The organism is Terriglobia bacterium (assembly GCA_032252755.1).
In the GTDB taxonomy this organism is placed as follows: Bacteria; Acidobacteriota; Terriglobia; order Terriglobales; family Acidobacteriaceae; genus JAVUPY01.
In genome coordinates this window covers 1-18,478 of record JAVUPY010000093.1, presented here as the reverse complement: position 1 = coordinate 18,478, position 18,478 = coordinate 1, and the positions used below count along the sequence as shown (strand labels likewise).

The window sequence follows — 18,478 nt, the reverse complement described above, 5'->3', positions numbered from 1 at the left end:
AAAACGAATGGGAATGGCACAAGGTCATTTCCACCAAACAAAGCCTTCGCCTCGCCGCCTGGAATTGCTGATGATGGGCAGTTTTGGGCGCCATGTGCGAAGAAACTGCAGTCCAGAAGGGGGGAACACCTTATGTTCTCCACTCCAAAGCTAAGACTGTTGATTGTGGCCGCCTTTATCTGCTTGGGACTGTCGGCAATGGCCGATACGATCAATATCGCCGTCAATACCGGCTCAGGCTCAAGCTACAGACTCGTGACTGGCTCCATCACCACGGGTAGTGGGACGGTAACAATCTCAATAACAAACGCCTTGAGCAATGCCGATGTCATCAGCATTGCCCAAAACATTAGCGCAATCTACCTCCGGGTAGATGGATATGGAGGGGGCGCCGCGTTGGACTCGAGCAGCAGTTATGACTCGATCAACCTGTTCAATCACGTGGGTAAATCTTCAGGGGCACAGAATCCCACGCCTTGGATTGTGCAGAACAACGTAAATGGCTGGTTCGGCGTATGCACTATATGTGTCATCGGCCCCCAGCCAGGCCCCGACTGGACCATCATTGGCGGAACCGTTCCATATGGCGGCACAGCACCGTACCTTCACGCCAACAGTTCCTTGAATAACAATGATCCCCATAATCCATTCTTATCCGGTGTTGTAGAGTTCACACTGACGGTCCCAGGTGTCACGGCTGATTCCGACATCTTGGGCTATTACATTCAGTTTGGCACTACACCTTCCCCGCCTACGACTGTTCCGGACAGCAGTTCCTACTCATTGTTGCTACTGAGTGGACTTGCCCTTGCCGGTACGATCGTAAGGAAGGTGCGGCAACCGTGAACCTTTGGTCGGGAGGCTGCAGCCGCCTCCCGACCTTTTCCTCGCCCTAGTCGCAGAAGCTAGTTCTCTCTACTGCGGTATCGCTGCCACCGCCTCATTCGAATAGCCGCTCTCCGCTGAATTTGTTCCGACCGCCGTCACCACGTAGTAATACGTTGCTCCGCTTACGACACTGGAATCGACATAGGAAGTGAGCGCCTGCAACCCCGAGATTCTGCTGTAAGGCCCGCCAGTCTGGCCTCCGCGATACACGTAATATCCCTGCACAGAAGTAGAGCTTTCCATCCAAGACAGGCTGACGCTGTGAGGGGTCGTCGTTTGCACGCCCGTGCCAGACAATCCGACGGCATTCGGGGACGTCGAGGCGTTGCTGACGAACGAAACTGATCCAGTGGAGGTTCCAGACGCAGTCGGGGTGAACGTAATCGTAAATCCCGAACTCTGGCCAGACGCAATTGTCTTCGGGAATGTGATTCCGCTCAAGGAAAACCATGTCCCGTTCAGACTTGCCGACGAAATAGTGATGTCGGTTGAACTGGCGGTCAAGGTTCCGCTCAGGGATTTGCTCTGCCCCGTGTTTACGCTCCCGAAGCTGAGAGTCGAGGGACTCGCTGTGAGTTGTCCCGCGGCGACTCCGGTCCCGGAGAGCACGATCGACAAGGTCGGGTTCGATGCGTCCGACACAAGTGTCAGGCTGCCATTGGACGCCCCGCCGGTCTGCGGTTTGTATGTGACTGTATAGGTCAACGTCTGTCCGGCAGATAAAGTTAGAGGAACATCGATTCCTGCGACACTGTAGCCGGAACCACCAACGGTCGCCTTCGAAATGGTCACGCTCGACGTCCCCGAGTTGGTAACATATGCGGTTTTTGTCGTGGTGGCGCCCACAATAACGTTGCCGAACGAGACCGTGTTCGGATTCGCGGTTATTGTCGAGGGAGAGGGGCTTCCGTTCGAGGATGAATTCTGAGAAGTACCTCCACAACCAGTCAGAACGACCGCAAGAAACAATGCCGCCCCGAATATGAATATCTCGGGGCGGGACCCTGAAACTAGAACACTTCGATTCAAACGCAAGACTTGCCTCCGCCCGCTCTTATGGGCTGGGTACCACTGCCTGGACTTGATTGGAATAGCCGCTCTCGGCACCACTCGTCCCGACTGCGGTCACCACGTAGTAGTAAGTGGATCCCGATTGGACCGTACTATCGGTGTAGGTCGTGTTGGCGTCGAGAGAATAGATTTGCGTATATGGCCCACCGGATGTCGTTCCCCGGTATACGTTGTAGCCTGCCACCGTCGAAGTATCCGCCGCCCAGGAGAGAGTCACCAAGTGCTGCGGCGGAGCCGCACCTGAACCGCTCAACGCAATCGCCGACGATGTCGATACGCTAGTGGTGAATGTGAGATTTGCAGAAGCCGTACCGGTTGCAGTGGGTGCAAAAACCACGCTGAATGGTACCGTCTGACCGGCAGCAATCGTGATCGGGAATGCGATTCCGGATAAGGTGAATTCAGAATCCGTTGAAGACGCTGAGGAAACGGTTACACTTGCTCCGCTCGCGGTCAGTGAAGCCGATTGCGTTCCGCTTGTTCCGACCACGACGCTTCCGAAGCTCAGGGATGTGGGGCTGGCACTCAATTGCCCCGCTGAAGTTCCAGAACCGGAAAGTGCAATGGGCGGCACCGACACTGTCGACGAGAGCGTGACCGAACCAGTTGATGTTCCGGTCACCGTCGGTGCGAACGAAATAGAAAACGTTGCGGACTGTCCCGCCGACAGCGTGAATGGGGTGTTCAGCCCGCTGACGCTAAAACCGCTTCCCGTCACTGCCACCTGTGAAATACTGGCGCTCGATCCGCCCGTGTTCGATACATAGGCACTTTGTGTCTGCGTCGTCCCCACTTGCACATTGCCGAAGGTTACGCTGGTAGGGCTGACAGTCAATGCAGCAGGAGAGACTCCCGAGCCGGTAAGGCCAACACTGAGACTCGGATTCGATGCATTGCTGTTGACGGTGAGATTACCGGTTGCCGTGCCGGTTGCAGTGGGGCTGAAAGTGACACTCAGTGATGTCGACTGTCCCGCCGCCAGCGTCAGCGGCAGGGTGGGTTGTGTAACTGCAAATCCGGTGCCGGTCACACTGACCTGGCTGATCGTGCCGCTCGAGCCTCCCGCGTTGGTAATCTGGACTGTTTTGGTTGCGGTTGTCGAGGTTGTCACCGAGCCGAAATCAACGCTCGAAGGAGATGCGCTCAACGTTGCGGAGGAGACGCCAGAGCCAGTAAGTCCGACACTGAGGCTTGGATCGGATGCGTTACTGTTGATGTTGAGGCTGCCGGTGGTGGTTCCTGTGGACGTGGGACTGAATTTGACGCTAAACGTGGTCGACTGGCCCGGCCCCAGATTGAGAGGAAGAGCGACGGCGCCTACGGAGAAACCTGTCCCGCTGGTGGCGACTTGATTGATCGTCGTTGTAGATCCGCCTGAGTTTGTAACCTGCACAGACTGGGCAGACGTGGTCGACGTTGTCACCGAACCGAAATTCACGCTCGTTGGCGATGGAGCCAACGTTCCCTGAGCCACACCGGTTCCACTGACCGCAATCGACGTCGAGGCCGAATTCTTCTTGCCGCCCCTCTTTGAGCTAGACGATGCCGTGATCGAGACCGAACCTGAAACTGTTCCGGTTGCGGACGGGGCAAAGACTACAGAAAAAGCGAGCGACTGCCCCGGGGCGAGCGAGTTGGACATGGCCAAGCCCGACACCGTGAACCCCTGCGGGACGCTGATTTTCGTCATGGTCACAGTTGTATTACTGCTGTTCGTAATGCTCGCGGCCTGAGTGCTCGTACTCCCTACCACAACACTTCCAAAATTCATGGACGAGGGAGTAACCGAGATCTGCAGCGCAGATGTTGGTGACGAGGATCCAGTTGCTGCCTGCAACTTCGGGAAACTCGCCGCAGTGATTGCTACCAGAACAACTACCCAAAAATAGTTTCCGAGACACCGTGGACCCAGGTCTTTCATCGGGGGAACCTCAACCGGGCAAATAGAGTCTGATCCTTTGGGCCGATTGCGATGTGACACTTCCGGCAATTGGGTTAATCGCAATTAATTGGGTTTAGCTTGTATTCTCAGCGGCATTCGATAGAGAGAACAGATACCCCTAGGGTAATGACGCTCCGGCGGAGGTTCACAGACGATCGTGTTGTTGAATATTGCAACACCTCGGAATTGCTTTACGTCAGGCCCCAACCTTTGGTGAAGCCAGCAGAAGAGCAACTCGGGTGCCATTTGTTTTGAGCCTTAGGTTGAGGCATTTAGAACTGTCTGGAAGAATTTTCAAGTGTAGGAACTACGCAGAAATGTGCACGAATTTTCTAGCGGCAGACTAATCCGTATAACCTAACCCTCACATTGCTTCTAGTAGTGTTTATTCGCCGCACATCTTGTTAGCGGCCACAACCACCCCACTCTGTTCTCCCCCCGTTGCAGGCGCGTCGGTCCGCAGAGCATCAGAACTGTCAGAGCCGGCGCGTCTGCACGGCGATATTCAAAGACTCGGATTATCGAGGCCGCCGGCTGCAACCTGCACACTTGGCGGGCCATGGAGCGGAGGGGACCTGCATCGGATAGCATGAACCGCGGATCACCTCGGCTGCACCGCCAATAGAAAAGAGCAATTGATTTAAATGCCCCTGTACCAACACAGGGGCATTTCTATTTTCCGGCTCAATGAGTTCACGACGCGATGGTCACACCCGCAGAAGGGACTAGATTGTCACGGCGTCATGCCAGTTCATCTTCGCGATTCTCACTGAACTGGCCAGCACTCACCGGGGACTTGCCTGTTGCTTTAGCTGCTTCTTTTTCGGAGTCCAGGTTTCTGGAGGCTAAAGCAGATAACACGAGTTCAACCCGATTGGAGACTCCCACCTTGTCGAAGATCCGCAGAAGCGATTTCTTGACGGTGTTCTCAGTGATGTTCATGTTTTGCGCAACTTCGCGATTTCCCATTCCTTCGGCCACCAGTTGCACCAGTTGTCTCTGTCGCGGGGTAAGCAAGCCTTCTCCCTTTGCGTTCGCGATCTGCACCAGAGATGATCCCTTGAACGTCTCGAGCAAGAGCAGAATCTGCTCATTGGTCGCCCACACCTGGTTGCGAAAAACGCACAGGATGCATTTTCGAAGTTCCGGAAGAGATGCTTGCTCCAGGGAGAAGAGGCCGCGCACACCGACACGAAAAGCGCGAACGACGGAGTCGTCCGACCACGCCTCCAACAATGCCACACCACGGACAGACGAACGGGACGATAACACTTCCCGCATTCCCGAGAACACTTGATTGATCTCACATTGTGAACTCTGCGCCCAAAGAAGAACGTCGGCAGGAAATGTCTTGAGAGCAGACTTGCATGCGAGCGGATTATTCTCGCAGTTCGCGATGCTGAATGTTCCATTGCGCTGCAATTCGCGCGTGAAGAGTTGTATGCGAATCAGATTGGAGTCTGCAATCAATACGCTGATGCGTTCGTCGGGATTAGCATGCCCGTTCATTGGCCAGACCGTATCTTCACCGTACTGAGATCGCTGGTTCTCTTGTTTACAATGGGACCTGGAATCTTGGAGTCTCAAGCGACTTGCCAGCGTGACGCGATATGGCACGACGGGGGAGGAAGTTCGAAGCCTTATCGCCCAAATCTTACCCCGGGCCACGCTTTGGCGAAGTTTTTTTTTTGCAATGATATATTTTTCTGAGAGGGGTCGCTCCAGATTTGGTTCATCCAACGCACATCCTCGCAATAATGATGGTTTGCCAGTCGAACGTGTACCATGCATGCTCAAAGGCGTTGCGGGGAGACGAGCATCAATCAGGGCAATAACAGCATCTGCAGCGACTTCAGCCCTCTTAGCGCCTGGTTCCTGAAGCGAATCTCTGGCGGCTTCGTGCGCAGCTTGCTGCTTCTCATTGCAATACGCGGATAGTTCGAGAACTCAGGAATGCGCTCTCGCTGGTCGGAGGTGTGACAGGTACTTAGCGATGGCAGAGATTAACTGCCGTTCAAGATGCTTCCATGGAATGGTTACATTGTTCGTACAGGTATCACGAAAGCGGTGGTTCTTGCATCCGCCGATGATTCGTTGAACTTCCCGCCGCAGACGCCGTTTTCCTGAGTGATGGCGACCACCTCATCTTCGCCGTGATCGCCCTTTAGGTTGGGATTTACCTGAACACGTCGAGGCTTTGCTGACACAGTTTATCGGCTCAAAAAGGCAAACGATTAGGCACAAGGACGCGGCAGCATCGGTATCCCGCGGCATCGCCAGAGCATCAAGTTCGTTTCCTGATAACCTGAACTTTGCGGAGGACCGATTGCCGCCGATCATCAATGCGCAAGAAATCTCGAAAGCCTTTGGCGCAAAGCCGCTCTTCGAGCATATTTCTTTCACGGTTTCAGAGGCAGACCGCATCGGTCTAATCGGGCCGAACGGGTCGGGAAAATCCACGCTAATGCGAATTCTTGCCGGGATCGAAGTATCAGATACTGGCACCTTATCCGTACGGAAGCGGTTACGGCTCAGTTACGTGGAGCAGAACTCAACATTCGCCGTCGGAGCAACCGTGCGTTCTGTCGTCGAGAATGCCCTGAAACGTTCGGCAATGGGAGGGACTGAATCTTCCGCTCACTTTGCGGAGATACTCGGGCGGGCGGGTTTCGACAATCTCGAACTCCAGGCGACCGCTCTGTCCGGCGGCTGGCAGAAGCGCCTCGCCATCGTGGAGGCGCTCGTTCAGGCGCCGGACATCCTGCTGCTCGATGAGCCCACGAATCACCTGGACCTCGCCGGAATCAAGTGGCTCGAAGATATCCTGGACCAGGCAGGATTCGCCTGCGTGGTCATCAGCCACGATCGCTACTTCCTGGAGAATGTGGCCACGGCGATGATGGAGCTCAGCCAGGTATATCCCGACGGTTTGCTGCGCGTGGATGGAAATTACAGCTCGTTCCTGGAGAAGAAAGAAGAGTTCCTTCACGCTCAGTCCAAGCACCAGGAGGCGCTCGAAAATCTGGTTCATTCGGAAATAGAGTGGCTTCGCCGGGGAGCAAAAGCCCGTACGCGAAAATCGAAGGCACGCATCAGTAAGGCCGGCGAACTGATCGGGGAACTTGCCGACTTGAATGCCAGGACAAGGAGCGCGACCACACAGATTGAGTTCTCAGCGACTGATCGAAAGACCAAGCACCTGATCGATCTGCAGGACGTTGCATTTGAAGTCGAAGGTCGTACACTCTTCGAACGACTGAACTTCATAGTCTCGGCCGGAATGCGAGTTGGGTTGGTCGGGCCGAACGGCAGCGGGAAGACGACCATGCTGCGAATGCTGCGGGGCGAAGTAGTTCCCACGCGAGGCGAAATTCGTCGAGCCGAATGGTTGCGCATCGTGTATTTCGACCAGAGCCGCCAACTTGACTTGAGCACAACTTTGCGCCGCGCTCTGGCGCCGGAAGGCGATTCTGTCGTGTATCAGGATCGACTCATTCACGTCGCTTCCTGGGCCGCGAAATTCCTGTTCACCGGCGAACAGCTGAGCCAGCCAGTCGAGCGGCTTTCCGGGGGCGAACGTGCCCGCGTGCTGATCGCGCAGCTTATGCTGCAACCCGCCGACATTCTTCTCTTGGATGAACCGACCAACGACCTTGACATTCCAACACTGGAAATCCTCGAACAGAGCCTGCTCGAATTCCGTGGATCAATCGTTCTTGTCACGCACGACCGGTACCTGCTTGATCGCGTGTCGACAGTCGTGCTGGGTCTTGATGGTCGAGGTGGCGCGGAAAGCTTTGCCGATTATCCTCAATGGGAGTCCTGGCAAGCGGAACGCTCGCGTACCTCGAATCAAGAGGGGCGACACCCAAGAATTTCCGAACGACCCACCCAAGGACCAAAGAAGCTTTCTTACCTGGAAGCGCGGGAATACGCCAATATTGAAGAGCGCATCACTTCGGCCGAGCAGGAACTAGAACGCAAACGAGCTCAACTGGAAAATCCGGCGATCGCCAGCGATGCAGCCAAACTGATTGCTGCCCAGGCCGAAATGGAAGCGGCGCAAGAGGCCTTGGATTCCCTTTATGCGCGCTGGGCGAAGCTGGAAGAGAAGGCAAGCAGCTTTCCCCACAGCTGATTTTAGCCGACCCGTCCCGTCTAATCTGCCGGGTGGTATTGGTTCCGGTTCACGGGCTGATGCGTTTGGCGCTGTTGGTAGCAGCAGGTTCTTGCGGTTGGAACTGCTGAAGCTCGTTTCCCAGACGTCCACATCGCAGCCCAGGATTACCGAGCACTTCCGCCCATTCGCGCAGATGTGGTTCACCAGAGCCTGCCAATGAGCAGGCCCTCCGCGCAGACTATTGTTTCTGGTGTCCCAACGATGCTTTACACGGCCATTTGCTTCGTATTACATCTAATTGAACGGAGAATTGCCCGTGTCGAGGAGAACGCGATGCAACTGAAACGGAGCATGGAAGTAACAACTGAGCCTATCGAAGGAGTGCCTGGTGTGACGGTGCGGTGGCTGTGGACCGCCAAAGATGGCGCCCCGAGTTTTGCCTTGCGTCTGTTCGAGATCGAGCCCAGAGCGGCTACGCCGCAGCACTCTCACAGTCATGAGCATGAGGTATATGTGCTCAGCGGGAAGGGCTTGGTTCGAGGCAAATCGGGACAAAGTAGCTTGGTTGCAGGAGATACGGTGCTGGTACTGCCGCACGACGAACACCAGTTTCTTAACACTGGGAATGAGCCTCTTCGATTCCTTTGTGCCATTCCCTTGCCTTCACAGCCGGCGAAATAATCCGCGGCCTGGGGCTGAACTGTCGTGGGTGGCCGATGCATCGACGGTTAGCCGCGGGCTTCCGCTGTTTCGACGACTAGCGTTCGGAGATTGGTCAACATATCGGCGACTGTCTTACCGAGGTCAAATTCCGGCCTCCACCCCCACTCTTCGCGGGAACAACTGTCATCAATACTCTTCGGCCACGAATCTGCGATCTTCTGACGGGCGTCTGGCCTGTATGTGCACACGAAGTTTGGCAGATGGCGTTTGATCTCCCTCGCCAACTCTTCGGCGGAGAAACTCATGGCGGCGAGGTTATAGCCGAGATGGGTGCTAAGCCGCGAGCGTGAAGCCGCCATGAATTCAATGACTGCGCGGACGGCATCGGGCATGTACATCATGGGGAGGACTGTATCGGCAGAAACAAAGCACTGATAACGCCCCTCGCGGAGCGCGTCATGGAAGATCGCCACCGCGTAGTCCGTAGTGCCACCTCCCGGTGGCGTCTTCCAACTGATGATCCCGGGAAATCTGAGACATCGAACATCGAGGCCGTATTTCACGAAGTAATAGTTGCAGAGAAGTTCGCCCGCAACCTTGGTGATGCCGTACATCGTGTTGGGGTCCATGACCGTGAGTTGCTGAGTTTGAATGCGAGGCGTATGGGGCCCAAAGGCGGCGATGGAGCTTGGCCAGAACACCTTTTCCATTTGGTGCCGCACGGCAAGATCGAGCACACTCCTGAGGCTCTCGATGTTTACGGACCAGGCAAGAGACGGATTCTGCTCGCCCGTCGCGGAAAGAATCGAGACCAGGTGGTAGATGGACCCGATGTTGTGCTTCCGAATGATGTTTTCCAACGCGTCACGATTCGTAGCGTCGGCGAGTTCAAAGGGGCCCGAGCCTTCGTCCACTGGCTTGATGTCACAGGCGACTACGTTCTCTGGTCCATATCGCTCGCGCAGCACAGGCACAAGTTCGGAGCCGATTTGGCCCGATGATCCGGTGACGAGAATCCTTCGATCTACCTTTGCCATGGTGGCTGCCCTCCCGACATTGTCAAATTCATGAAGTCTTCCCCGCTCGTTCTTGCATCGTCCTCCAACTTAGATTATTCGACACGATTGGGAGGGTGCCGTGATCGATATCACTGTCCAACAGGTTTGTGCACCATTGTGGACAAGGCGAAGGGGGTGCCAATTACCCTTTCGCCTTGTTCTTTGAGAACTAGTTCGAACCGCTCGCGGTCGATGAATTCGCGGGCGATTTGGTCATTTGCTCGAGCATGTTGGCGGCTTCTTCGATTGCCTTCGCGGAGTTTTGCAGCACCTCTCCGACTTGTGCCGCACCCTGCTCCGCCTGCGCCCATCTCTTCATCTCAAGCGCCTCCCGAATCGCGGGGAGGGTTTTTACGCCGTATCCGGTATAGGCGCCGGGAGCGTAGATCATGTTCTTGAAGTAGGGGCGATCCGCCAAGCCCCGTTCGTCGAGGAAGGCCTGCCAGCACTGGATGAGCTGCTGGTTGAGCTTGTCGACGGATGCATTCGCGAAGGTCTCGCCGCCATTCTTTTCCGCTGCCGTCAAGGCTTTTTCGAAGCGCTTGGCCGCGGTGGTGAATGCGGCAGAACCGTTATCCAGGGGCGCGAAGTTCAGGAACGGAGGTACATCAGCGCGATCCGGAGGCCCTAGCGGCTTCAGTGGGTCGGAACTCGCCGTGAATACACCTTCGTCCAACTCGGTATTGGTTTCTTTTGCTTTCGATTGGCTCTTGTCGAACAATTCATGAATTTCCTTGTCGTAGCGGGCAATGGTGTCCGCCATATCGCCGAAGCTGACAGGAATCATTTCGGCATCGGCCATGCGCATGACGGCGGTACCGGCAGTCTGCGCGAGAGCGCGCCCGTAAACAAACTTGGTATCGGAGAAATGCGTGTACCAGTAGAAATCGTCATAGATCGAATGGTAGATGCCACCGTCGTCCTCCCCACCGAAGCCGAGGTTCAGCGCAGGCACGCCGGCGTGGTCGAGGAAGGGCGCGTAATCCGAACCATCTCCGAGGGGACTGATGCGAACATCGGTGCGCGTGCGGAGTTCGGAGCGGGTTTCGCCCTCTTTCGTAGCCGAGATGCGGTGCAGGCGGGCGCGCTCCCAGACGCTGATGTTCTTTTCGGGATCATTAACGTCCTTGGCTACGTTATTGATGAAATGTTCCAGCGTGTGCTCCCCAGAGGCAAAGAGATAGCCGCGGCCGGAACCGTCCGAGTTAACGTACATAACCGCGTGTTTGCGCAAGTCGGCGAGATGGGCTTCGACGAATTCGGTCGAGCCGAGCAGGCCGGGCTCTTCACCATCCCAAGCGATGTAGGTGATGGTTCGCTTGGGGCGCCAACCCTGCTTTACGAGCTCGCCGAGCGAACGAGCCTCCTCGAGTTCGGCGACGAGTCCGGAGATCGGGTCTTCGGCACCGTTGACCCAGGCGTCATAGTGATTGCCGCGCATGACCCACTCATCTGGATACTGCGAACCACGGATCGTCGCGACGATATCGTTGATCGGTTTGATGTCCCAGTTCGACGTCACCTTCAGATGAACGCGAGCGGGACCCGGACCGATGTGATAGGTGATGGGCAAACTGCCGGCCCAGTTTTCGGGAGCGGTTCGACCTCCGATCGCAGCCAAAAGAGGCTGGGCGTCCGCGTAAGAAATCGGCAGGACGGGAATCTTGATGATGGTCTTGGCTTCGGAGATCGGGACACGCTTGGCGTCCTTGGTGGAGGCATAGCCCGGAGTCAACGGGTCGCCCGGATAATCCGTATCCATCACACTGCCGCGCTGCACGCCATCTTTAGGGCGCATTGGGCCAACGGGAAAGACATCGCCTTGCGTGTAACCGTCATCGGCGGGATCGGAGTAGATGATGCAGCCGATCGCACCGTGCTCGGCGGCAACTTTCGGCTTGATGCCACGCCAGGATCTGCCGTACCGGGCGATCACGATGGCGCCTTTGACGGAAATTCCCATGCGATCCAGCATTTCGTAATCTTCGCGCAGACCGTAATTCACATATACAAGCGGGGCGGTCACATCGCCGTCGACCGCGTAGGCGTTGTAAGTCGGCAACTGCTCGGCAGTCTGGTTCGACGTCGGGTCCCCGGGAACCGGCGGTTCCTGAAGTTTTGCCGTGAACTTGCTCGGAGCAACCAGTTCGAGCACGCGCTCTTTCGGCGTAGGGAACAACACATAGTAGGTCTCGACGTGGGTGTCGAAGCCCCACTGCTTGAACTGCGATGCCAGCCAGTCGGCGTTCTCCTGCTGGTATGGCTGGCCGACCGCGTGAGGACGCGCACTGAGGCGCTGCATGTATTGGCGCATGAGATCCGGTGAAGGAAGGTTGCGGAATTTTTCCTCCCACTGGCGTTCGGTTGCAGCCGCGGAGTTCGAATAGCCGGTAAGGATTGAGTTGGAAGGGGTGGATTTGGCCGTGTCAATTTGCTGGCTGAATCCGCAGATGGAGATAACAAGAACGGAGCAGAGCAAGAGTTTCGCGCGCAAGAGAAGATCCCCCGGTGCCTGAAAAGTTTTTTTAAAGCGAGCGAGGCCGAATTATACGCCCATTGGGTACGAATGTAAGTGTGTGCGATACTACGAGGCTTTCTCCCGGAGGAGTCTCGTGAAACACTTCACAACCTTTGTCGGTGTAATCGCAGTCGCCTTCATCAGCATCGTATCCGTATCCGCGTCAGCACAAGTTGCGGCGGAGAAACCCCGTATAACTCTCGACGAGTTTTTCAATTACGTCGATTACACCGGGCTGAACCTCGCTCCCGACGGCAAAGCCCTACTGATCGGGACGGAGCGCTCCGACTGGGGCCACAACCGATTTCGTAAGGACCTCTGGTTGTGGCGCGAAGGCATGACTGCGCCGATCCTGCTGACTAACTCTGGCCGCGATACCGACGCGCGCTGGTCACCGGACGGGAAATGGATTGCTTTTCTCAGCGAAAGGCCGACAGAGCCCGAGCCTCAGCCAGGTACACAACCGGTTCCCAACGAAGCACGACCTACGGCGCCTCCCAATCCTAAGCCGCAGGGCCGCGACGAGGATGAGCAGCCTGCCGCGAAAACAATCACGCAGCTGTATTTGATATCGACATCCGGCGGCGAAGCATTTCCCGTAACTCGCGGGATTGAGTCGGTACATGAATTCGCATGGTCTCCGGATTCGCAAATGTTGTATTTCGCGACGCGCACTCCATGGAGCAAGCAGAAGCGCGATGCCTACAAAGCGGAGTGGAAGGACGTCGTGCAGTACCGGGAATCGGAGCGCGGAGACGTTGTCGCGCGCATCCGGGTAACCGACGCAGTGGCGCGCCAATCTGCGATCAGCGAACTCGAGACTAAGCCGGAGATCAAAAAGGAGGGGGAAACGGCAGAAACGCCCGGAGCCGAACCCGTTACAACTACCCCTTTCAAAGTCGACGACCTCGTGGCGTCTCCGGATGGGAGCTCTATTGCGTTCACGACCGATTCAGTATCGGGGCGCGTGGAAGGCGTCTCCGATTACGAGATCTACCTGGCTCCTGCGAATGGAGGCTCGCCACGGCGGCTCACCAATAATGAGGCGGTGGAGTCGGACTTGCATTGGTCTCCCGACTCGCAACACATTCTCTTCTCGGTCGGTTCGGGGTCTATCGAGAAACATTACGAGCACATCCAAAACCGTATCTACTCCATCGATGTGAAGGACGGGAAGGTCCAGCGCTGGGCTGGTTCCTTCGGCGGCAACGTCGAGCACTGGGAACTTGCTCCCGATGGCAGCGTCGTCTCTTCCGCGCGTCTCGGCACCAACGTCGCTATGTATACCGAGGCCAGTGCTGCGGCCAGGTTCCGCGAACTGCCATCGTGGAAAGGAACGTACAAACGGCTCGCGACAGCAACCCACTCAAACCGTGTTGCCTTCGTTTTCAGCGCGCTTGGTCGGCCGGGTGAGGTCTATATTGCCGACAGCCCGCAAGCACTGGAAACGGCGAAGCCAGTAACTGCATTCAACAAGTTATTCACGGAACGTGCACTGCCGCAGGGCAAGACCTATACATGGAAAGCAGACGATGGCCGGCAGATTGAGGGAATGCTGCTCTATCCGCCGGGAAAGTTCGAGGCAAAACACCTCCCGATGTTCCTGCTGATTCATGGCGGCCCGGAAGATGCCGACGGCGATCAGTTCGGAGCCGATTGGTATGACTGGGGGATCCTTGCCGCGACGCAGGGCTACCTCGTGTTTCGTCCCAACTACCGCGGCTCGACCGGATATGGGGACGATTTTATGCGCGAGATTGTTCCGCACATTGTGTCGCGTCCCGGCAAAGACATCCTCGAAGGCGTCGACGCACTGGTCCGCGACGGCATTGCCGATCCGGACCGGCTGTTTATTGGCGGTTACAGCTATGGTGGCTACATGACCAACTGGCTGATCACGCAAACGACGCGTTTCAAAGCGGCAGTCACCGGCGCAGGCGCCATCGAACACGCCGCGAACTGGGGCAACGATGACCTGACATTCGATGATGCGTGGTATCTCGGCGGCACCCCTTGGGAGAACGAGAACGTCTACAACGAAGAAGCCGCACTCTGGCAAATCAATAAAGTGAAGACTCCTACCCACATGGTTGCCGGCGCCGACGATATACGCGTTTCGGTCGCCGAGGACTACTTGCTCGAGCGCGCACTGCACACGCTGAACGTGCCCTCGACACTACTGATTTTCCCCGGCGAGGGACATTCGCTGGCAAAGAACCCTTGGCATGGGAAGATCAAAGTGCGCGAGGAAATCAAGTGGCTCCAGAAATATGGGGGGCCTAAGCCGTAACCGCGTTTTGGTTCAGCAAAAAGAAGAACAGCCTCATCGGAGGAAGATCCCGACGAGGCTGTTCGTTTCTGGAGAGAGCAGTGGGATTGAGAGCAGCAGAGGCGCTCCGGTCAGCAGAGCGCCTCTGGATTCAACATACGGATTTTATGGTACCGGCTGGCGGCCGTCCTTGCAGAAGGCCTCGCAGATTGCGTGGGCAACATAGCCGGCAGCGGTGGCGAAGGCTCGTCCTGCCTGATCCATCACTCCGGTGGCGGGCGAAACTCCTTCTGTAATGATGCCGCCGTCCCAGCCGCTTCGACGCAGAATCTTGAGTGCCTGGTCGCGGCCCTTGGCGAGCCTGAGGTGGTCGGCGACTTCCCACGATGTTGTGAAGGGCAGCCGGTAACTCCCCGGCAATCCGTATGGCTCATCTGAGTAGGAATATTGATAGTTGTTTGAGTGAAGCCAGTCGTAGGTGCGCACGAAAAGGGGATCGCTCTCGGAGATAAAGCCGAGCGCCGGCAATTTCATCAGCGATCCCGGCGGAACATCGACAAACAGATGTTTCTTTCCGTCAGTCGCGTCGGCGAAGATCAGGCCCGTGGCTCCCGGCGGCGTCGCAACCGTCTCCTGCAGGATCGCTTTCTTCAGTAACGCCGCACGCTGGGTAAGATCGCGAGCGGTGTTCGCATCTTTCAATCCTTCGAAAAGATCCGCCATGTCCAGCAGCGCACGCCAGGTCAGAACGTTGCTGTAAGTGTTGAACGGCAGTTTCTGGTATTCATCCTGGGAATCCTGCAGTGTGGAATAGAGGCCCGTCGCAGGATCAAACCGCGAAAGCAACCTGTCGCGCAGCATGACCAGAGCGTCTCGATGCGCGGTGAGGAAGCCAGTATCGTTCGTCTTCTTTACGTAGTCGCCGAGCGCGATAACCGGCGCGACCGCCTCATCCAGTTGGAAGCCGTCTTCAAGGACAATGCCGTCAATGAATCGGCTATGGATTCCTGTGTTCCGCAACTGGATCGTCAGTGCATAATCGAGCGCATCGCGTGCCATGCCAGGGTCGATATCGAGCAGGCCGGGGAAACTCCACAGCATCGCGTCGCGATCCCAGTACGCCGCCGAAACGTAATATCGCGGGCTTCGCGACGTTGCGCCAACAAGTTGTTCCGTGTCGATCGTCCTTCCCCACGCGTAAAGTGCCGTAAAGAGGAAATTGCGATTCATCAACAGGTCGAGATCCGGCTGCCCGGTAGTGCGTGTGCGCTTGCGGCACCATGCGGCGGCTTCGTCGATCAACGCGTCCGCGCCATTTCGATCGAGCAATTCGACCAGGGCCTTCGCGTTATGTGCCGCGCTGAATTCCTCGACTCCGGCAGCAAGAACAAAATTGACTTCCGTCGATGAGCCAGGCGCGAGTGTGACCGACTTGTGCGCGTCCGACATCGGCGCATGCTCCGCCGGAGGACCGTTCCACGTCGTTTGCGATCCCGGGTGAACGAATGCCCACGCAAACTTTGTGTCATCTGTTACAAACGCGAAGGTCTCCCCATCGGCGACCCATGGCGCAGGAACGATGGTGCGGTCGCCACGAAGCGCCACCGGTAGATAGGTGACGCGATCCAGCGCCCCCCATGAGGCTTTCGCACCAAGAACCACGGATGTCTGCGCCTTGCCACGATTCGTGGCCTTGATGTTCAGGAACGCGCCGCGTGAACCCGGTGGAGCGCAGTAGGTGAACGTGAATTCGATATCTCCCACGCTGAACTTCGCCGTCGGAACCCAGTACTCGATCAACTCCCACGAGAGGTTCCGAATCGCGACTGTCTTTCCGTCCACCTGAACATATGGACCTAACGCCGGCGAATTGCCGTCGCCTGAGACCTGCAGCAGGCCACGGTCACGCATGGAGAGCACGTTGAAGTTTACGAGTGCCGCATCGGACGCGCGGATGGTCGGCAAGGCGATCCATTCGTTACCCGTCGGGATGACGTCATCAGCGCCAAGCGTAATGGGAATCCGACGCGGAGTTTCGGCAGCAAATGCCGCTGTTCCAAGTAAACAGAACAGAATCAGCATCTTCAGAAAGATGGCAAAACGAAACGTTGTGCTGTTCACGAGTTTTTCCAGGGCTGATCAAACTATACTTCGCCGGTGCCTTTTGCGGCAGTGCAGATGTAGATTTCCGGAGCGATACCGGTGCGGGCCTTATATCCGTGATTTCAATATCTCGTCACACTGATCGAGCCCCTAGTCGCTCAAGCTCAGTTCCAATCCAGCCGCGCCGAGCGACTTGGTCCGAATCTCCGAGCAATTGCGCAGGATCCAGTTGGCCCCCGCATCGCGCAGTTCCTTTTCGCCAGTAATGGTTCCGAAGGCGATCACTCTCATTCCCGCAGCCTTGCCCGCCCGAATTCCGGCGGGAGCATCTTCAACCACGATGCAGCGTTCGGCGGCAAATCCCAGGCGCTTTGCCCCTTGAAGATATGGCTCAGGATGAGGCTTTCCATTAGAAACATCGGTGGATGCTATGAAAAACTTGGGTCGCGGTAGACCAGCGGCGTCGATCCGCACCTTCGCCAGCGGCCTGGTACAGGAGGTCACGATGGCCCAGCGATCTGGGGGCAGGCTTCTCAGCAGTTCCAATGCTCCTGGGAGAGGAACGATTCCTTCGATGTCCTCAATTTCCGCTCGTTCGACCAGCGTATTTTCGGCTTCATGGTTCGCGTTGGGGAGATACTCCCGCAGGGTCACGATGCTCGGCCGTCCATGAGCGCGCTGCACGACTTCGTGGGGCTCGAACCCATGGACCTCGGCCCAGCGCGTCCAGACTCGCTCTACCGCCGGGGTGGAGTCGATGAGAACACCGTCGAGATCGAACAGAACAGCTTCGCAGGAAACCTGGGACATACCTCACGATAACAAATCAGGCCAGTTGACGAGACCGAACCGGGTGCCGGTTTTTACAATTTGGATACGCTACCCGGCACCAACCGGGCGTATCATGAATGAAGGCGAATGTAGGCAAGGTGGGCGGGGTGCCCTATGCGGTCTGCCTTTCTGAGTTTCGTAGCGATTCTGTTGGCCGTGCCGGGCTTGGCACAGATGCGATCCACGATCTCTGCCGGTCCCATCCGCGGAGGCCGTCCACATCCTCCGGGCGTCATTCTACGATCAGGCTTCGGCCACCATTTCCGCGCCAACCGCTTTGGACCGGTAGTTTACCCGTTTGGCCTTTACGACGGTTTCTATGGTTACGACCAAGCGTACCCCGAAGTGATCGAACAGCCCGCGCCGCCCGTCGTAGTAGTTCGTGATGAGCGCCCTGCGCCTGTGGCAGCACCCATCCAAATCACCCCCGTGGAACCACCAAAGATGATCGAGGTCCCCGACGTGGTTGTAGCACGCGCTGCTGCTTCGACAAGAACTCCGCAGGCGATTTTCATCCTTTCGAACGGGCGAAAGCTCGAGGCCCGGAACTACACGGTCACGGATTCGCTGCTGATCATCAAAGAACCATACCGTACCGCCATACAGGTACCGCTCAGCCAACTCAATGTGGACGCGACGCTGGCGGAGAATCACCAGCGCGGACTGGACCTGCAGATTCCTGAGAGCAAAAGCGAAATCCTCCTCGGCTTCTAGCTGGTTTGAAACCACTCTATCGCGGGAAACGTAACCTCTGGGGCATTGCTGTCTCCGGGGAATCCTGAATATTCACATTGGTCTTTGCCCGCCCCGAATGCTAAAGTGCCCGCCGAGCGCGTACTCTCGCGAATCCTCCCATGCCTGAAAGTGTAGTGGTCGCGGCCGGTTTCCTTCTTCTCTCCCTCGGACTGTTCGTGTTCTTGATCGGCTTCATGGACTGGTATGACCAGCGTCTGCTGGAGTGCACCCCGATCAGCCGTTGCCGGGGCGCTGCCCTCGGACGAGTCGTGATCAGCGG

The 18,478-nt window shown here is 56.8% G+C and carries 12 protein-coding genes; 5 read left to right on the top strand and 7 right to left on the bottom strand.

The window, feature by feature from the left end; translation table 11 throughout:
- Window positions 1-132 precede the first annotated feature (132 nt).
- The gene (locus tag ROO76_22765) at window positions 133-846 is read left to right on the top strand and encodes a hypothetical protein (protein MDT8070993.1); all 714 of its coding nucleotides are present in this window, start codon (window positions 133-135) and stop codon (window positions 844-846) included.
- A gap of 69 nt (window positions 847-915) precedes the next feature.
- Here ROO76_22765 and ROO76_22760 read toward each other — a convergent pair whose 3' ends face one another.
- The 3 genes from ROO76_22760 to ROO76_22750 all read right to left on the bottom strand — a co-directional run bounded on the left by ROO76_22760 (window position 916) and on the right by ROO76_22750 (window position 5,641).
- On the bottom strand, window positions 916-1,995 hold the full coding sequence (locus ROO76_22760; GenBank protein ID MDT8070992.1) for a choice-of-anchor D domain-containing protein: 1,080 nt from the start codon (window positions 1,993-1,995) through the stop codon (window positions 916-918).
- Window positions 1,943-3,730 carry a choice-of-anchor D domain-containing protein gene (locus ROO76_22755; GenBank protein ID MDT8070991.1) on the bottom strand — a complete coding sequence of 596 codons (1,788 nt, stop codon included), beginning with the start codon at window positions 3,728-3,730 and terminating at the stop codon, window positions 1,943-1,945. The genes ROO76_22760 and ROO76_22755 overlap by 53 nt, the downstream gene beginning before the upstream one ends.
- Window positions 3,731-4,642: 912 nt before the next feature.
- The gene (locus ROO76_22750) at window positions 4,643-5,641 is read right to left on the bottom strand and encodes a response regulator transcription factor (protein ID MDT8070990.1); all 999 of its coding nucleotides are present in this window, start codon (window positions 5,639-5,641) and stop codon (window positions 4,643-4,645) included.
- Between the two features lie 586 nt (window positions 5,642-6,227).
- Here ROO76_22750 and ROO76_22745 point away from each other — a divergent pair.
- Window positions 6,228-8,039, top strand: a complete 1,812-nt coding sequence (locus ROO76_22745; protein MDT8070989.1) for an ABC-F family ATP-binding cassette domain-containing protein — start codon at window positions 6,228-6,230, stop codon at window positions 8,037-8,039.
- A 315-nt stretch (window positions 8,040-8,354) separates the two neighbouring features.
- Window positions 8,355-8,702, top strand: coding sequence for a cupin domain-containing protein (locus tag ROO76_22740; protein MDT8070988.1), 348 nt, complete (start codon window positions 8,355-8,357; stop codon window positions 8,700-8,702).
- A 47-nt stretch (window positions 8,703-8,749) separates the two neighbouring features.
- On the opposite strand, the gene ROO76_22735 is transcribed toward ROO76_22740, so the two are convergent.
- Together ROO76_22735 and ROO76_22730 are read right to left on the bottom strand one after the other, a co-directional pair.
- Window positions 8,750-9,721: an NAD-dependent epimerase/dehydratase family protein gene (locus ROO76_22735; GenBank protein MDT8070987.1), complete on the bottom strand. Its 972-nt coding sequence runs from the start codon at window positions 9,719-9,721 to the stop codon at window positions 8,750-8,752.
- A 190-nt stretch (window positions 9,722-9,911) separates the two neighbouring features.
- Window positions 9,912-12,236 carry a transferrin receptor-like dimerization domain-containing protein gene (locus ROO76_22730; GenBank protein ID MDT8070986.1) on the bottom strand — a complete coding sequence of 775 codons (2,325 nt, stop codon included), beginning with the start codon at window positions 12,234-12,236 and terminating at the stop codon, window positions 9,912-9,914.
- 118 nt (window positions 12,237-12,354) lie between these two features.
- On the opposite strand from ROO76_22730, the gene ROO76_22725 reads away from it, so the two are divergent.
- Window positions 12,355-14,550, top strand: coding sequence for a prolyl oligopeptidase family serine peptidase (locus tag ROO76_22725; protein ID MDT8070985.1), 2,196 nt, complete (start codon window positions 12,355-12,357; stop codon window positions 14,548-14,550).
- A 144-nt stretch (window positions 14,551-14,694) separates the two neighbouring features.
- Here the strand turns inward: ROO76_22725 and ROO76_22720 are convergent, their stop codons facing one another.
- Both ROO76_22720 and ROO76_22715 read right to left on the bottom strand, forming a co-directional pair.
- The gene (locus ROO76_22720) at window positions 14,695-16,650 is read right to left on the bottom strand and encodes a glycoside hydrolase family 125 protein (protein ID MDT8070984.1); all 1,956 of its coding nucleotides are present in this window, start codon (window positions 16,648-16,650) and stop codon (window positions 14,695-14,697) included.
- A 132-nt stretch (window positions 16,651-16,782) separates the two neighbouring features.
- Window positions 16,783-17,442, bottom strand: a complete 660-nt coding sequence (locus ROO76_22715) for an HAD family hydrolase (protein MDT8070983.1) — start codon at window positions 17,440-17,442, stop codon at window positions 16,783-16,785.
- Window positions 17,443-17,577: 135 nt separating this feature from the next.
- On the opposite strand from ROO76_22715, the gene ROO76_22710 reads away from it, so the two are divergent.
- Window positions 17,578-18,177 carry a hypothetical protein gene (locus tag ROO76_22710; protein MDT8070982.1) on the top strand — a complete coding sequence of 200 codons (600 nt, stop codon included), beginning with the start codon at window positions 17,578-17,580 and terminating at the stop codon, window positions 18,175-18,177.
- Window positions 18,178-18,478 lie beyond the last annotated feature (301 nt).

Coding starts and splice junctions, on each gene's coding strand:
- ROO76_22755 (MDT8070991.1), bottom strand. CDS start 3,730: ATGAATTTTGGAAGTGTTGTGGTAGGGAGTACGAGCACTCAGGCCGCG.
- ROO76_22740 (MDT8070988.1), top strand. CDS start 8,355: ATGCAACTGAAACGGAGCATGGAAGTAACAACTGAGCCTATCGAAGGA.
- ROO76_22735 (MDT8070987.1), bottom strand. CDS start 9,721: ATGGCAAAGGTAGATCGAAGGATTCTCGTCACCGGATCATCGGGCCAA.
- ROO76_22715 (MDT8070983.1), bottom strand. CDS start 17,442: ATGTCCCAGGTTTCCTGCGAAGCTGTTCTGTTCGATCTCGACGGTGTT.
- ROO76_22710 (MDT8070982.1), top strand. CDS start 17,578: ATGCGGTCTGCCTTTCTGAGTTTCGTAGCGATTCTGTTGGCCGTGCCG.
- ROO76_22765 (MDT8070993.1), top strand. CDS start 133: ATGTTCTCCACTCCAAAGCTAAGACTGTTGATTGTGGCCGCCTTTATC.